The following is a 16,215-nucleotide window of genomic DNA, read 5'->3' as shown; positions in this document are numbered from 1 at the left end:
CCGCCGCCCGCTGACGAGGGAGCGCAATGGTCGGCCGTTCGCGACCGCGACAGGGTGCGGCGGACTATGCGTGGCTCATCACGGGCCCCATGGGGCTGTTCTCGCTCGCTTGTGCCGCCTTCTTCTGGGTCGAGGACCCGCATTGGTATGAGGACTGGTTGGGCGGCCTGCTCATCCTCGGCCTCAACATCGTCACTCAGCGTGCCGCCTTCAACATCGTCGTCCGGCGGAGCACGTTCGAATTCAGCGTGACCGAGGTCCCGCTGGTTCTGGGCCTGTACTACCTGTCGCCCGTGATGATGATCCTCGCCGTCACGGGCGGCCTGCTCTTCACGCAGGTCTGGTCCAACTTCACGCCTGTCAAACTGTGGTTCAACGTCGCCAAGGCCGCGGCCAGCGTCTGCGCCTCGCTGCTGGTGATCGTGGCCTTCGGTGGCGCGCACGACGCCTTCGCCGCCACGCACGACGCGGGTCCGGGCACCTGGGGCGTTCTCTGCGCGGCGATCGCGGTCAACCAGATGGTCTCCCTGATGGGCCTGGCCGGCGTGATGAGCGTGGTGAACGGTCTGCGCGCCGGGCAGGACGTGATCCGGGCCAGCTGGTCCGGGCTGGCCATCGCGGCCACCAACGCCGCGGCCGGTCTGCTCTTCCTGGTCGCCCTGGAGGCCAGCCCGTGGTCGGCGTTGCTGCTGGTGATCCTGGTCGCCGCGCTGATCCTGGTCTTCCGGTCGTACGCCGACTTCTTCCGCCAGCACCGGACCCTCGCCGACGTCTACGAGCTGACCCAGGCGGTCCAGCAGGAGAGCTCCGACAACGCCTTGCCCGACGTGCTGCTCGGCCGCGTCCGCGCGCTGATGCGCGCGGAGTACGCGACGCTCTGGCTGGCGCCTCAGGGCCGATATCCGGAAGTGCTGCTCAGCGCCCAGGTCGACAACAAGGGCCTGCTGGACGTGTCGCCGGTGCCGGCGGAGGTCCGCGAGCTGGTGCTCAAGGAGCACCGCCCGGTCGCGGTCGGCCCCCGGTTCGGCGGGACCGGGCAGTTCGCCGCCCAGCTTCGCGCCGCCCGGGTGAAGGACGTCGTGCTGATCCCGCTGCGGTCGGGCCAGGCCACGGTGGGGACCCTGGAGGTGGTCAACCGGCTCGGCGACAACCGCTTCTTCCGCGACGGCGACGTGCAGGTCCTGGAGACGGTCGCGGCGCACGTCGCGGTGGCGGTGGAGAACTCGCGGCTGGTCGACCGGCTGCGCTACGACGCGTACCACGATCGGCTGACCGCCTTGCCGAACCGCCGCCGCATGATCGACGCGCTGGCCGAGTCGGTGCAGGTCCGGGTCGAGGACGAGGTCGTCGCGGTGCTGCTCTTCGACGTCGACGGCCAGCGCAACGTCAACGAGTCGATGGGCCACGCGGCCGGCGACAAGCTGCTCGCCGAGGTGGCCGAGCGGCTGCGCGGCATCGCCGGGCCGGGCGCGCTGGTCGGCCGGGTCGGCGGCGACGAGTTCATGGTCACCCTGCGCACCGAGGGCATCGAGGCGACCGTCGAGCTGGCCACCCAGATGCGCGAGCGGTTGCGCGGCCCGATGGCGGTCGGCTCGCTCACCCTGGACGTGGACACCGCCGTCGGTGTCTCGGTTCACCCCGACCACGGCAGCGATCCGGAGACCCTGCTGCAGCGTGCCGAGCTGGCCGCCAACGCGGCCAAGGTCCTGCCGTACGGCGTGCAGCCCTTCCACCCGGCGCTGGAGTCCCGCGCGGTCCGCCGCCTGGGCATCGCCGCCGACCTGCGCTGCGCGATCGACAACGACCAGTTGGAGGTCTACTTCCAGCCCAAGGTCACGCTGGCCGACCGGCACGTGCTGGGCCTGGAGTGCCTGGCCCGCTGGGTGCACCCGGCGCACGGCGAGGTCGCCCCGGAGGACTTCGTGGCGGTCGCCGAGCACACCGGCCAGCTGGCCCGGCTCACCGAGGTGGTGCTCACCGCCGGCCTGCGGCACTGCCGGGCCTGGGCGGACGCCGGACGGCCGCTCTCCATCGCGGTGAACCTCTCCGCCCGCACCCTGCTCGACTCCCGCTTCCCGGACCTGGTCCAGGAGTTGCTGGAGCAGCACCGGGTGGAGCCCTGCCAGGTCACCTTCGAGATCTCCGAGCCGGGCATGCTCAACGACATCGAACGGGTCCTGCCCACTCTCTACCGGCTGCGTGACCTCGGTGTCCGGCTGAGCGTCGACGACTTCGGCACCGGCGCCTCCTCGCTGGGCTACCTGCGGCAGTGGCCGGTGCACGAGGTGAAGATCGACGACACGTTCGTGCAGGGCATGGCGACCGACTCGGGGGATCTGGCGATCGTCCGGGCGATCGTGAGCCTGGCCCGCGAGTTCGGTCTCACCGTGGTCGCCGAGGGTGTGGAGAGCGAGCTCACCCTGGAGCTGCTCGAGGAGATGGGCTGCGAGATCGGCCAGGGGTATCTGTTCAGCCGGCCGCTGCCGGTCGAGCGGCTGGAGGCGTGGCTGAGCGCGCAGACCGAGCCGGAGTCCACTCCCACCGGCGAGGTCCGCAGGCTCCGGGCAGTTATCTGACCTGCGGTTTTGTGACGTCGGGGGTGCCGATTTCACCCCTCGGACCGGGCCGTGTAGTCTTACTTCTGCAGCGAGCGAGAGATCGCAAGCGGCAAGCCCCCTTAGCTCAGTCGGCAGAGCGTCTCCATGGTAAGGAGAAGGTCTACGGTTCGATTCCGTAAGGGGGCTCTACCGGGTTCGTCCCGCCGGGCTGGCGATGGATGTGAGCCTGGCTCGGCGGTGTAGCTCAGATGGCAGAGCAAGCGGCTCATAATCGCTGTGTCGCCGGTTCAAGTCCGGCCACCGCTACTTCTGGTGGGGCCTCAAATCCGAGGCCCACTTTGCAGAGCGATCGACCGAGCGTATACGCTGGTTCGTCGTCAAGTTAGATCCCGTTAGCAGGAAGGCACCCCGCCGTGGCCAAGGCGACCGACGTACGTCCGAAGATCACCCTGGCGTGCACGGAGTGCAAGGACCGGAACTACATCACCAAGAAGAACCGGCGCAACGACCCCGACCGCATCGAGCTGAAGAAATTCTGCCCGCGCGACGGGAAGCACACCCTGCACCGCGAGACCCGCTGAGGCCTCGCAGCCCCGAAAGTCTCTCTGCGCCGCCCGGAGTTACTCCGGGCGGCGCATTGTAGTTTGTGGGGTATGCCCCTGGATCAGACGTTTGCCGGCCGCACCTGGCCGCCCACCGACACCTACCTCGTCGGCCGGGAGAAGATCCGTGAGTTCGCCCGCGCGATCGGCGCCACCGAGGCGGAGTATCACGACCCCGAGGCCGCCCGGGCGCTCGGCTACCCGGACGTGGTGGCCCCGCCCACCTTCCCGGTGACCATCACGATGTCGGCCAACCGCCAGGTGGTGAACGACCCGGCGCTCGGCCTGGACTACACCCGCGTGGTGCACGGCGAGCAGAGGTTCGCCTACACCCGGCCGCTGGTGGCCGGCGACGAGGTGGTCTGCGTGAACACGGTGGACGAGATCACCACCCGGGGCGGCCACTGGTTCATCACGATCCGCACCGAGGTCCGCACCGAGGCCGGCGAGCCGATCGTGACGGCGTGGTCGAAGCTGGTCCAGCGCGGTGAGGGGTCATGATCGCCCGCGCCGAGGCCGAGGAGCCGATCGAGGCGTCCTGGCCGGAACCGGTCCAGGTTTCATGACCGCCCGCACCGGGCCGCGGCCGGCGGCACCAGGCGACAGCCCGGCCGGCGAGGGCCGGAAGGCCATGACGAGGGAGACGCAGACCGATGAGTGACGCCTTGCAGCCGCAGACCTTCCGGGTCACCCGGGCCGATCTGGTCCGTTACGCCGGCGCCTCCGGCGACTTCAACCCGATCCACTGGAGCGAGCGCGTCGCCACCGGCGTCGGCCTGCCCGGGGTGATCGCCCACGGCATGTTCACCATGGCCCTGGTCGGCCGCGCGGTCACCGCGTGGGCCGGCACGGGTGACACGGTGAAGGAGTTCTTCGTGCGGTTCAGCCGGCCCGTCCCGGTCCCGGACACCGACGAGGGCACCGAGGTCGTCGTCACGGCCACGGTGAAGGAGGTCACCGAGGACGGGGACACCAGGCTCGCCCTGACTGCCACATGCAACGGAGACAAGGTACTGTCTCTGGCACAGGCGCTTGTCGGTAAGCGGTAGGCCCGGGTTGGGATAACCACGGGCATACCCGTACACTGGTGCGCCGTGGGGCTGTGACTCGAAAGACGACGGTCTCACGAAGGGGTGTAGCTCAATTGGCAGAGCAGCGGTCTCCAAAACCGCAGGCTGCAGGTTCAAGTCCTGTCACCCCTGCGCAATCCTCCTCGACGTGCCCGCCCGGTGCGCGGTTCGCACAGTCCGCATCGGTCGAGTGCTGACGGGAACCCAACACCACCGACGACGGAAGTAGGGCGAAGTGGCCGACAAGGACCGGCCCGGTGACGACGTCCCGGGCGACGACGAGCTGCTCGCCGACGCCGCCGACGGTGACGACACCGATGAGGCCGCTGACGCCCCGGTGAGCCGTGGTGGCGGGACTGCGGTCGCCGAGCGTACGAAGGACGACGAGACCCCGAAGGCGAAGAAGGAGCGCAAGCGCACCGGCTTCTTCGGGCGGATCGGCGGGTTCTTCCGCGAGGTCGTCAGCGAGCTCCGCAAGGTCATCTGGCCGACGCGCAAGGAGCTGCTGACCTACACCGGCGTCGTGATCGCGTTCGTCACGGTGATGACGGCGATCGTGGCGGTGCTGGACTACGGGTTCGGTAAGGGCATCCTCTACGCGCTCGGCGGCAAGTCGTAGCCCTTTGATCCCGAACCGAGTGACTTATCTGGAAGTGAGCGAGCGTGCCTGAGTACGACGACGAGACCGCGCAGTTTGCTGACGAGCAGTCGTCGCTGGTCGCCGACGAGTCGGCCGGGGAGGCCGACGAGACGCCGGTGGAAGTTCGGGCGCCCGAGGTCGACGAGGACTACGACCCGGTCAAGGAGCTGCGGCAGAAGCTGCGGTACGCGCCCGGCGACTGGTATGTGGTGCACTCCTACGCCGGCTACGAGAACAAGGTCAAGACCAACCTCGAGACCCGGATCACGAGCCTGGACATGGAGGACTTCATCTTCCAGGTCGAGGTGCCGACCCGTGAAGAGGTCGAGGTCAAGAACGGCAAGCGCAACCAGGTGCAGGCCAAGGTCTTCCCCGGATACATCCTGGTCCGGATGGACCTGACCCCCGAGTCGTACTCGTGCGTGCGCAACACGCCGGGCGTGACCGGCTTCGTGGGTGCCACCGACCGGGTCGACCGGCCGGCCCCGCTCTCGCTCGACGAGGTGCTCAAGTGGCTGGCCCCGGCCGTCCAGGCCGAGGAGAAGAAGGCGAAGCCCGAGGTCAAGGTCCTGGACTTCGAGGTGGGCGACTCGGTCACGGTGACCGACGGCGCGTTCGCCTCGCTGCCGGCGTCGATCAGCGAGATCAACGCCGACCAGCAGAAGCTGAAGGTCCTGGTGTCGATCTTCGGCCGGGAGACCCCGGTCGAGCTGAACTTCAACCAGGTCACCAAGATCTGATCGCCGGAGTCCCGGCGGTTTCAGTGGGAGGGGCCGCGCGCGCGAGCGCGACGGAGCGGCCCCGCCAACAACCACAGGAGTATCGAGAGATGGCACAGCGCAGCAAGGTCTACCGGGCCGCGGCCGAGAAGATCGACACCGACAAGCTCTACGAGCCGAAGGACGCGATCGCCCTCGCCAAGGACACCAGCTCGAAGAAGTTCGACGCCACGGTCGAGGTCGCGATGCGCCTCGGTGTCGACCCGCGCAAGGCGGACCAGATGGTCCGGGGCACGGTCAACCTGCCGCACGGTACCGGCAAGACCGCCCGCGTCATCGTCTTCGCCCAGGGCGCGAAGGCGGAGGAGGCCGTCGCGGCCGGCGCCGACGAGGTCGGTTCGGACGAGCTCGTCGCCCGGATCCAGGGTGGCTGGCTGGAGTTCGACGCGGCGATCGCGACGCCGGACCAGATGGCCAAGATCGGTCGCATCGCCCGGATCCTCGGCCCGCGTGGCCTCATGCCGAACCCGAAGACCGGCACCGTCACCATGGACGTGACCAAGGCCGTCAACGAGATCAAGGGCGGCAAGATCACCTTCCGGGTGGACAAGCACTCGAACCTGCACATGATCATCGGCAAGGCGTCCTTCACCGCCGAGCAGCTGGTGGACAACTACGCCGCCGTGCTCGACGAGGTGCTGCGGGCCAAGCCGTCCGCGGCCAAGGGCAAGTACCTGAAGAAGGTCACCTTCAGCACCACCACCGGCCCGGGCGTCCCGGTCGACCCGAACGCGCAGAAGAACCTGCGTGGCAGCGAGGCCGGCCAGGCCTGATCGCCTGATCGCTGACGCGACGAAAGCCCCCGGGGACATCCCCGGGGGCTTTTTCGTGGAACCCATGCGGCCGTGCGTCTCTGACGGGGTCTGGTCGCGGGTACGCCCGGCGCGCTCCGTCCCGGGGCGCGGCGCGGAAGGCGGGCGTGGCCCCGGTCCTGCCGCGAGCGGCCGGGCGCGTGCTCGGCCTGACCAGTCCCGGTCGCCCCGTGGCTGGTCCTACCGATGATGGCCACCGCCCCCGCCCCCGCCCCCGACCGCGGCGCCACCCCGCCGGTGGGCGCCCCGACCTGGCTGGCCGCCTGGTCCTTGGCGTGGTCGGCGGCGACCCTGGCCGCCTACGCCGGTCCCGCGCCTGGCCCGCTCCCCAGCCGCCGGCCGGTCGTCATGGGTGTCCCGGAGGCCCTCAGACACCCATGACGACCAGCCGGCGGCTGGGGCGGACGTCGCGGGAGAGGTGGCCGGGCGGGGCCCGCGGGGGCGTACCGGGAAGGCGATTTGGTTTTTCCGGGTCCGGCCGCGTACGCTCGCTAATCGAAGTTCCACCCATAGACCGCTGGTCGCCGCAGCAACCGTCGTCACGACGGACGCCGCGGCCGAAGGTCCCGCAACGAGCGGGCGACCTGCGCAGGGAGAACGGTTCGTGATGTGTCGGTGTGCGCCCCGCGCGTGTGCCGGGATCCGCCCCGTGCCCTGCGCCGGGGCGTTTTGCTTGTTCGGACCCTCTCGACCAGTGGCACGAGCACTGAGGAGAGGAGGGACATGGCGGACAAGCCGGTCCGGGCCGACAAGGCCACGGCCGTCGCCGAGCTGACGGAGAGTTTCCGTGACTCGACGGCCACCGTGTTGACCGAATACCGCGGCCTCACCGTCAAGCAGCTCACCGAGCTGCGGCGGGCGCTGGGCCAGCAGGCCAAGTACGCCGTCGCCAAGAACACGCTCGCGAAGCGTGCCGCGGGCGACGCCGGCATCGAGGGCCTCGACGCGCTGTTCACCGGTCCTACCGCGCTCGCCTTCGTGAGCGGTGACGTGGTCGAGGCGGCCAAGGGCATCCGTGCCTTCGCCAAGGCCAACCCCGCTCTCGTCATCAAGGGCGGTGTCTTCGAGGGCAAGGCGCTCACGGCGGACGAGGTCAACAAGCTTGCCGACCTCGAGTCCCGTGAGGTTCTGCTGGCCAAGCTGGCCGGCGCCATGAAGGGCAACCTCACCAAGGCGGCCGGGCTGTTCCAGGCCCCGCTGTCGCAGGTGGCGCGTCTCTCGGCGGCCCTGCAGGAGAAGCGCGAGAAGGAAGGTTCCGCCGAGGCCGCCTGAGCGGCCCCGCGGTACCCACGCACGTTTTACATCAGTTGCTAGGAAAGGTTGCCTGACATGGCGAAGCTCAGCACCGAAGAGCTGCTCGACGCGTTCAAGGAGATGACGCTGATCGAGCTCTCCGAGTTCGTGAAGCAGTTCGAGACCACCTTCGAGGTCACCGCCGCGGCTCCGGTCGCGATCGCGGCCGGCCCGGCTGCCGGTGGCGGCGCCGCCGAGCCCGAGGCCGAGAAGGACTCGTTCGACGTCGTTCTGGAGAGCGACGGCGGCAAGAAGATCCAGGTCATCAAGGTCGTGCGTGAGCTGACCGGCCTGGGCCTGAAGGAGGCCAAGGACACCGTCGAGGGCGCGCCGAAGGCGATCCTCGAGGGCGTCAACAAGGAGAAGGCCGACGCCGCCAAGGCGAAGCTCGAGGCCGAGGGCGCCAAGGTCACCCTCAAGTGATCTAACGCTCCTCAGCGTTTTCCTTCGATGGCGGAGATCCGGACCGGGTCTCCGCCATCGGCGTTCGTGCCCCTGTCCACCCTGGTCAAGGACACGGGTTCGAGCAGGTCAGCACCAGTGCGACAAAGTCCGTCAAACCCTGTTTTTCATGCAGTAGGGTCCCTTTGGTGCGCCGGCCGGACGACCGGGCCGGTCCGACCCGCGGCACAGCCCTTGACTGTGTGTCCCCTTACAGGCACGCTGATGGCAGCAAGTTTCCGCGCTTGCGACAGCCGCCCCGTGGGTAACCGGTTGACCCAACCACGGTCGGCACCCGAGGAAGCGTTGCCCGCGTCTCCAGAGCGGCCCCGGCCACGGCACTGACCATGAATGCACAGGTCAGCGGCGTCGGGGACACGTTCCGCAGGCCACCTCGGGTGTGGGCTGGACAGCGGTTAGCCGAGCGGCTACACTGCTAGTTTGCGCTGCCTTCTGTCTTGACGCCTGTTGCTGCATCCACGTCTGTGGATCTCGACGGGTGTCTTTTGGAGTGCACGCAGACCAGTTGCACCAGCAACTCAGCCGCATAGCAGCACCGGTCCTCGGAAGGACGCATCTTGGCAGCTTCCCGCCCTGCGAAGACCAGCCGTACGTCGAGCGCTTACGCACCCCGCCGGGTCTCTTTCGGCCGGATCACCGAGCAGCTAGAGGTCCCCAACCTCCTCGCCCTCCAGACGGATTCGTTCGACTGGCTGGTCGGCAACGAGGCTTGGCAGGCCCGGACGACGGACGACCCGCACGCCCACTCGGGCCTCGCAGAGATCCTCGAAGAGATCAGTCCCATTGAGGACTTCTCCGGCACCATGTCGCTGTCCTTCTCGGCTCCGCGATTCGACGAGGTCAAGGCCTCGATCGAGGAGTGCAAGGAGAAGGACCTGACCTACTGTGCCCCGCTGTTCGTGACCGCGGAGTTCACCAACAACACCACTGGCGAGATCAAGAGCCAGACCGTGTTCATGGGTGACTTCCCGATGATGACCCCCAAGGGGACGTTCGTCATCAACGGCACCGAGCGGGTCGTGGTGAGCCAGCTCGTCCGCTCGCCGGGCGTGTACTTCACCAAGGAGCCGGACAAGACCTCCGACCGCGACCTCACCAGCGTCAAGGTCATCCCGAGCCGGGGTGCCTGGCTGGAGTTCGACATCGACAAGCGCGACACCGTCGGTGTCCGCATCGACCGCAAGCGCCGCCAGGCCGTCACCGTCCTGCTGAAGGCGATCGGCTGGTCCGCCGACCAGATCCGGGAGCGCTTCGGCTGGTCCGAGCTGCTCATGACGACGCTGGAGAAGGACCACATCGCCGGGCAGGACGAGGCCCTGCTCGACATCTACCGCAAGCTGCGTCCCGGTGAGCCCCCCACCCGGGAGAACGCGCAGACCCTGCTCGACAACCTCTTCTTCAACCCGAAGCGGTACGACGTCGCCAAGGTCGGCCGGTACAAGTTCAACAAGAAGCTCGACATCGACGTCCCGATCGTCCGGGGCACGCTGACCGAGGAAGACATCGTCAAGACCGTGGAGTACCTCTGCCGGCTGCACGCCGGTGAGGAGGGCTACGAGGCCGACGACATCGACCACTTCGGCAACCGTCGCCTGCGCACCGTCGGCGAGCTCATCCAGAACCAGGTCCGGGTGGGCCTGTCCCGGATGGAGCGCGTCGTCCGGGAGCGGATGACGACCCAGGACGTCGAGGCGATCACGCCGCAGACCCTGATCAACATCCGCCCGGTGGTGGCGGCGATCAAGGAGTTCTTCGGCACGTCGCAGCTGTCGCAGTTCATGGACCAGACCAACCCGCTGGCGGGCCTGACCCACCGGCGCCGGCTGAGCGCGCTCGGCCCCGGCGGTCTGAGCCGTGAGCGGGCCGGCTTCGAGGTCCGTGACGTGCACCCGTCGCACTACGGCCGGATGTGCCCGATCGAGACGCCCGAGGGCCCGAACATCGGCCTGATCGGCGCGCTGTCGACGTTCGCGCGGGTCAACCCGTTCGGCTTCATCGAGACGCCCTACCGCAAGGTGGAGAACGGTGTCGTCACCGACGAGGTGCACTACCTCACGGCTGACGAGGAGGACCGCTTCATCAAGGCCCAGGCGAACGCGCCGCTCGCCAGCGACAACACGTTCGCCGAGGCCCGCGTCCTGGTCCGCCGGAAGGGCGGTGAGGTCGACTACGTGCCCGGCACGGAGGTCGACTACATGGACGTGTCGCCGCGGCAGATGACCTCGGTCGCCACCGCGATGATCCCGTTCCTCGAGCACGACGATGCCAACCGGGCCCTCATGGGCGCGAACATGCAGCGTCAGGCCGTGCCGCTGGTCAAGGCCGAGGCGCCGCTGGTCGGCACCGGCATGGAGTACCGCGCCGCGGTCGACGCCGGTGACGTGGTCGTCGCCGAGGTCGCCGGTGTGGTCGAGGACCTGTGCGCCGACTACGTGACGGTGCACCAGGACGACGGCCACCGCCGGACCTACCTGCTGCACAAGTTCCGCCGCTCGAACGCCGGCTCCTGCGTCAACCAGAAGCCGGTGGTCTTCGAGGGTGACCGCGTCGAGGCCGGCCAGGTCATCGCCGACGGCCCGTGCACCGACGAGGGGGAGATGGCCCTGGGCCGCAACCTCCTGGTCGCGTTCATGTGCTGGGAGGGCCACAACTACGAGGACGCGATCATCCTGTCGCAGCGCCTCGTGCAGCAGGACGTGCTCACCTCGATCCACATCGAGGAGCACGAGGTCGACGCCCGGGACACCAAGCTCGGCCCGGAGGAGATCACCCGCGACATCCCGAACGTCAGCGAGGAGATGCTGGCGGACCTGGACGAGCGCGGCATCATCCGGATCGGCGCCGAGGTCGTGCCCGGCGACATCCTGGTCGGCAAGGTCACGCCCAAGGGCGAGACCGAGCTGACCCCGGAGGAGCGGCTGCTGCGCGCGATCTTCGGTGAGAAGGCCCGGGAGGTCCGGGACACCTCGCTGAAGGTTCCGCACGGCGAGACCGGCACCGTGATCGGTGTCCGCACGTTCTCCCGCGAGGACGGCGACGAGCTGCCCCCGGGTGTCAACGAGCTGGTCCGGGTCTATGTCGCGCAGAAGCGGAAGATCCAGGACGGTGACAAGCTCGCCGGCCGCCACGGCAACAAGGGCGTCATCTCCAAGATCCTGCCGGTCGAGGACATGCCGTTCCTCGAGGACGGCACTCCTGTCGACATCGTGCTCAACCCGCTCGGTGTGCCCTCGCGTATGAACATCGGCCAGGTCCTGGAGACCCACCTCGGGTGGATCGCCAAGACCGGCTGGTCGGTCGAGGGCGACGACGAGGAGTGGAAGCGCCAGCTCCGCTCGATCGATGCGCACGAGTCCCCTGCCGACAGCAACGTCGCGACCCCGGTCTTCGACGGTGCCCAGGAGGAGGAGATCAAGGGCCTGCTCGAGTCGACCCTGGTGAACCGGGACGGCAAGCGGCTGGTCAACGGCGACGGCAAGGCGCAGCTGTTCGACGGCCGCTCCGGTGAGCCGCTGCCGGACCCGATCTCGGTCGGTTACGTCTACATCCTCAAGCTGAACCACCTGGTCGACGACAAGATCCACGCGCGGTCGACCGGTCCGTACTCGATGATCACGCAGCAGCCGCTCGGTGGTAAGGCCCAGTTCGGTGGCCAGCGGTTCGGCGAGATGGAGTGCTGGGCGATGCAGGCCTACGGCGCGGCCTACGCGCTGCAGGAGCTGCTGACCATCAAGTCCGACGACGTTCTCGGCCGCGTGAAGGTGTACGAGGCCATCGTCAAGGGCGAGAACATCCCGGAGCCGGGAATCCCGGAGTCGTTCAAGGTGCTTCTCAAGGAGCTCCAGTCGCTGTGCCTGAACGTTGAGGTGCTCTCCAGCGACGGTGTGGCCCTGGAGATGCGCGAGACCGACGACGAGGTCTTCCGGGCCGCGGAGGAACTCGGCATCGACCTGTCCCGGCGCCCGAACGAGGGCGTCAGCAGCGTCGAAGAGATCTGACGGAGAGCGGCCCCGGTCACTTTCGACCGGGGCCGCCCCCGCCGGCCTTGAATTCACCCGAGCAACGAAACACGAGGGATAGTCCAAGTGCTCGACGTCAACTTCTTCGACGAGTTGCGCATCGGCCTGGCTACTGCTGACGACATCCGGCAGTGGTCGCACGGCGAGGTCAAGAAGCCCGAGACGATCAACTACCGCACCCTCAAGCCGGAGAAGGACGGACTCTTCTGCGAGAAGATCTTCGGCCCGCAGCGGGACTGGGAGTGCTACTGCGGTAAGTACAAGCGCGTCCGGTTCAAGGGCATCATCTGCGAGCGCTGCGGCGTCGAGGTGACCCGGTCCAAGGTCCGGCGTGAGCGCATGGGTCACATCGAGCTGGCCGCCTCGGTCACGCACATCTGGTACTTCAAGGGTGTGCCGAGCCGCTTGGGCTACCTGCTCGACCTGGCGCCGAAGGATCTCGAGAAGATCATCTACTTCGCCTCGTACGTGGTCACCAGCGTGGACGCCGAGTCGCGTCACCGCGACATGTCCACCATCGAGAACGAGATCTTCGCGGAGAAGCGGCAGTCGGAGAACGGCCGCGACTCGGAGATCGAGAAGCGTGCCGCCAAGCTGGAGCAGGACCTCGCCGAGCTCGAGGCCGAGGGCGCCAAGGCGGACGTGCGCCGCAAGGTCAAGGAAGCCGGCGAGCGCGAGATGCGCCAGATCCGGGACAAGGCGCAGCGCGAGATCGACCGCCTGGACGAGGTGCTCGACACCTTCCGCAAGCTCGACGCCAAGCAGCTGGTCACCGACGAGCTGCTCTACCGCGAGCTGCGCGACCGCTTCGGTGAGTACTTCACCGGCGGCATGGGCGCCGAGGCGATCAAGGCCCTGCTCGAGAACATGGACCTGGACGCCGAGGCGGAGAACCTGCGGGAGATCATCCGCACCGGCAAGGGCCAGCGGAAGATCCGGGCGCTCAAGCGGCTGAAGGTCGTCGCGGCGTTCCTGAACACCCGCAACTCGCCGCTCGGCATGGTGCTCGACTGCGTTCCGGTGATCCCGCCGGACCTGCGCCCGATGGTGCAGCTCGACGGTGGCCGGTTCGCCACCTCCGACCTGAACGACCTGTACCGCCGGGTCATCAACCGGAACAACCGGCTCAAGCGCCTGATCGACCTGGGCGCGCCGGAGATCATCGTCAACAACGAGAAGCGGATGCTGCAGGAGGCCGTCGACGCGCTGTTCGACAACGGCCGCCGCGGCCGGCCGGTCACCGGGCCGGGCAACCGCCCGCTGAAGTCGCTCTCCGACATGCTCAAGGGCAAGCAGGGCCGGTTCCGGCAGAACCTGCTCGGCAAGCGCGTCGACTACTCCGGCCGTTCGGTCATCGTCGTCGGCCCGCGGCTCAAGCTGCACCAGTGCGGTCTGCCCAAGCAGATGGCGCTGGAGCTGTTCAAGCCGTTCGTGATGAAGCGCCTGGTGGACCTCAACCACGCGCAGAACATCAAGTCCGCCAAGCGGATGGTCGAGCGTCAGCGGCCGGTCGTGTGGGACGTGCTGGAGGAGGTCATCAGCGAGCACCCGGTGCTGCTGAACCGTGCTCCGACCCTGCACCGCCTGGGCATCCAGGCCTTCGAGCCGCAGCTGGTCGAGGGCAAGGCGATCCAGATCCACCCGCTCGTCTGCACCGCGTTCAACGCGGACTTCGACGGTGACCAGATGGCGGTGCACGTGCCGCTGTCGGCCGAGGCGCAGGCCGAGGCCCGGATCCTGATGCTCTCGTCGAACAACATCCTCAAGCCGGCCGACGGCAAGCCGGTGACCATGCCCACCCAGGACATGATCATCGGTCTGTACCACCTGACGCACCTGACGCCGGGCGCCAAGGGCGAGGGCCGGGTGTTCAGCTCGGACGCCGAGGCCCGGATGGCGTACGACAACGGCGAGCTGCACCTGCAGGCGCCGGTGAAGATCCGTCTGCACGACGTGATCGGCGTGGACAACGGCGCGAAGCAGGCCGCCTGGGTGGCTCCGGAGGAGTGGGTCGAGGGCGAGCCGCTGCTCGTCGAGACCACGCTCGGCCGGGTCATCTTCAACGAGACGCTGCCCCCGGGCTACCGCTTCGTGAACTACGAGATCCGCAAGGGTCAGCTGTCGGCGATCGTCAACGACCTCGCCGAGCGTTTCCCCAAGGTGGCGCTGGCCGCCACCCTGGACGCGCTCAAGGAGGCCGGCTTCCACTGGGCCACCTGGTCCGGTGTGACGATCGGCATGGGCGACGTCATCGGTCCCCCGCGCAAGCCGGAGATCCTGGCTCGCTACCAGGTCGAGGCGGACCGCATCGACAAGCAGTACCAGCGTGGTCTGATGACCGCCGAGGAGCGTCGCGGCGAGCTCATCGAGATCTGGACCAAGGCGACCAACGAGATCTCCAAGGAGATGGAGACCGCGCTGCCGCAGGAGAACCCGCTCTGGGTCATGATCAACTCCGGCGCACGCGGTAACCTGCTCCAGCTCCGGCAGATCGCCGCGATCCGTGGTCTGGTGGCCAACCCCAAGGGTGAGATCATCCCGCGGCCGATCACCTCGTCGTACCGCGAGGGCCTGACCGTGCTGGAGTACTTCATCTCCACCCACGGCGCCCGCAAGGGTCTGGCCGACACCGCGCTGCGTACCGCCGACTCGGGTTACCTGACCCGGCGTCTGGTGGACGTCTCGCAGGACGTCATCATCCGCGAGGAGGACTGCGGCACCGACCGTGCCATCCCGATGGCGGTCGGCGAGCGCGAGCCGGACGGCACGCTGGTCGTGCACACCCACTCGGAGACCGGCGCGCACGCCCGCACGCTGGCCGACGACATCACCGACGAGAACGGCAACCTGGTCGTCGCCCGGGGCACCGACCTCAACTCGATCCTGGTCGACAAGCTGGTCGCCGCGGGCGTGGAGAACGTCCGGGTGCGCAGCGTGCTGACCTGCGAGTCGAAGCTGGGCGTCTGCGCGGCCTGCTACGGCCGTTCGCTGCCGACCGGCAAGTCGGTCGACATCGGCGAGGCGGTCGGCATCATCGCCGCCCAGTCGATCGGTGAGCCGGGTACCCAGCTGACGATGCGTACCTTCCACACCGGTGGTGTCGCGGGTGAGGACATCACCCAGGGTCTGCCGCGTGTGCAGGAGATCTTCGAGGCCCGCGTGCCGAAGGGCAAGGCGCCGATCGCCGACACCCCCGGCCGTATCCGGATCGAGGACGGCGAGCGGTCGCGCAAGATCGTCGTGATCCCGGACGACGGCAGCGAGGAGATCGTCTACGACAAGATCTCCAAGCGCGTCAAGCTGCGGGCACACGACGGCGACCACGTGCAGGTCGGCGAGAAGCTCACCGAGGGCACCATCGACCCGCACGAGCTGCTGCGCATCATGGGCCCGCGCGCGGTCCAGGTCCACCTGACCAGTGAGGTCCAGGAGGTCTACCGCTCGCAGGGTGTGCTCATCCACGACAAGCACATCGAGATCATCATCCGCCAGATGCTCAAGCGGGTGACGGTCATCGACTCCGGCGCGACCGAGTTCCTGCCGGGTGTGCTGGTCGACCGGGCGCTCTTCGAGTCGGAGAACCGCCGGCTCGTGGGCGAGGGTGGCGAGCCCGCCGCCGGCCGTCCGGTGCTGATGGGTATCACCAAGGCCTCGCTGGCGACCGACTCCTGGCTCTCGGCGGCCTCCTTCCAGGAGACCACCCGGGTGCTCACCGACGCTGCGATCAACTCGCGCAGCGACTCGCTGGTGGGCCTCAAGGAGAACGTCATCATCGGTAAGCTCATCCCGGCCGGTACCGGTATCTCGAAGTACCGCAACATCCGGGTCGAGCCGACCGAGGAGGCCAAGGCCAAGGTGTACTCGATGACCGGGTACCCGGAGACCGACTACGGCTTCGGGCCGGCCAGTGGCCAGGCGGTTCCGCTGGACGACTTCGACTTCGGTTCGTACCGCTGACGAGGCCGTACCGTTACGGGGCC

The 16,215-nt window shown here is 68.2% G+C and carries 11 protein-coding genes and 3 tRNA genes; all 14 read left to right on the top strand.

Annotation, left to right across the window (positions count from 1 at the left end; all coding sequences use genetic code 11):
* Nucleotides 1-26 precede the first annotated feature (26 nt).
* The gene (locus Asi03nite_RS18755) at nt 27-2,576 is read left to right on the top strand and encodes a putative bifunctional diguanylate cyclase/phosphodiesterase (protein WP_203681376.1); all 2,550 of its coding nucleotides are present in this window, start codon (nt 27-29) and stop codon (nt 2,574-2,576) included.
* A 95-nt stretch (nt 2,577-2,671) separates the two neighbouring features.
* Nucleotides 2,672-2,744 (top strand) — tRNA-Thr (locus Asi03nite_RS18750).
* A 47-nt stretch (nt 2,745-2,791) separates the two neighbouring features.
* Nucleotides 2,792-2,864: transfer RNA gene (locus Asi03nite_RS18745), tRNA-Met, on the top strand.
* A 107-nt stretch (nt 2,865-2,971) separates the two neighbouring features.
* Nucleotides 2,972-3,139 carry a 50S ribosomal protein L33 gene (gene rpmG, locus Asi03nite_RS18740; RefSeq protein ID WP_014440704.1) on the top strand — a complete coding sequence of 56 codons (168 nt, stop codon included), beginning with the start codon at nt 2,972-2,974 and terminating at the stop codon, nt 3,137-3,139.
* 72 nt (nt 3,140-3,211) lie between these two features.
* Complete coding sequence (locus tag Asi03nite_RS18735) at nt 3,212-3,661, top strand: MaoC family dehydratase N-terminal domain-containing protein (RefSeq protein ID WP_203681374.1); 450 nt, start codon at nt 3,212-3,214, stop codon at nt 3,659-3,661.
* A gap of 152 nt (nt 3,662-3,813) precedes the next feature.
* Complete coding sequence (locus Asi03nite_RS18730) at nt 3,814-4,209, top strand: MaoC/PaaZ C-terminal domain-containing protein (protein WP_203681372.1); 396 nt, start codon at nt 3,814-3,816, stop codon at nt 4,207-4,209.
* 80 nt (nt 4,210-4,289) lie between these two features.
* Nucleotides 4,290-4,362: transfer RNA gene (locus Asi03nite_RS18725), tRNA-Trp, on the top strand.
* Nucleotides 4,363-4,465: 103 nt separating this feature from the next.
* Nucleotides 4,466-4,849: a preprotein translocase subunit SecE gene (gene secE / locus Asi03nite_RS18720; RefSeq protein WP_203681370.1), complete on the top strand. Its 384-nt coding sequence runs from the start codon at nt 4,466-4,468 to the stop codon at nt 4,847-4,849.
* A 44-nt stretch (nt 4,850-4,893) separates the two neighbouring features.
* Nucleotides 4,894-5,610, top strand: coding sequence for a transcription termination/antitermination protein NusG (gene nusG, locus Asi03nite_RS18715; RefSeq protein WP_203681368.1), 717 nt, complete (start codon nt 4,894-4,896; stop codon nt 5,608-5,610).
* Between the two features lie 89 nt (nt 5,611-5,699).
* Nucleotides 5,700-6,422: a 50S ribosomal protein L1 gene (gene rplA / locus Asi03nite_RS18710; RefSeq protein WP_203681366.1), complete on the top strand. Its 723-nt coding sequence runs from the start codon at nt 5,700-5,702 to the stop codon at nt 6,420-6,422.
* 762 nt (nt 6,423-7,184) lie between these two features.
* A complete protein-coding gene (rplJ, locus tag Asi03nite_RS18705) occupies nt 7,185-7,733 on the top strand; it encodes a 50S ribosomal protein L10 (protein ID WP_203681364.1) in 549 nt (182 codons plus the stop codon).
* 57 nt (nt 7,734-7,790) lie between these two features.
* The gene (gene rplL, locus Asi03nite_RS18700) at nt 7,791-8,177 is read left to right on the top strand and encodes a 50S ribosomal protein L7/L12 (RefSeq protein WP_203681362.1); all 387 of its coding nucleotides are present in this window, start codon (nt 7,791-7,793) and stop codon (nt 8,175-8,177) included.
* A 596-nt stretch (nt 8,178-8,773) separates the two neighbouring features.
* Nucleotides 8,774-12,214 carry a DNA-directed RNA polymerase subunit beta gene (rpoB, locus tag Asi03nite_RS18695; protein ID WP_203681360.1) on the top strand — a complete coding sequence of 1,147 codons (3,441 nt, stop codon included), beginning with the start codon at nt 8,774-8,776 and terminating at the stop codon, nt 12,212-12,214.
* A gap of 87 nt (nt 12,215-12,301) precedes the next feature.
* The gene (locus Asi03nite_RS18690; RefSeq protein ID WP_203681359.1) at nt 12,302-16,192 is read left to right on the top strand and encodes a DNA-directed RNA polymerase subunit beta'; all 3,891 of its coding nucleotides are present in this window, start codon (nt 12,302-12,304) and stop codon (nt 16,190-16,192) included.
* Nucleotides 16,193-16,215: the final 23 nt, after the last annotated feature.

The sequence above is a fragment of the Actinoplanes siamensis genome, assembly GCF_016862395.1.
In the GTDB taxonomy this organism is placed as follows: domain Bacteria; phylum Actinomycetota; class Actinomycetes; order Mycobacteriales; family Micromonosporaceae; genus Actinoplanes; species Actinoplanes siamensis.
Note: the sequence above shows the minus strand (reverse complement) of the source record. Positions and strands in the feature narration are given on the sequence as shown.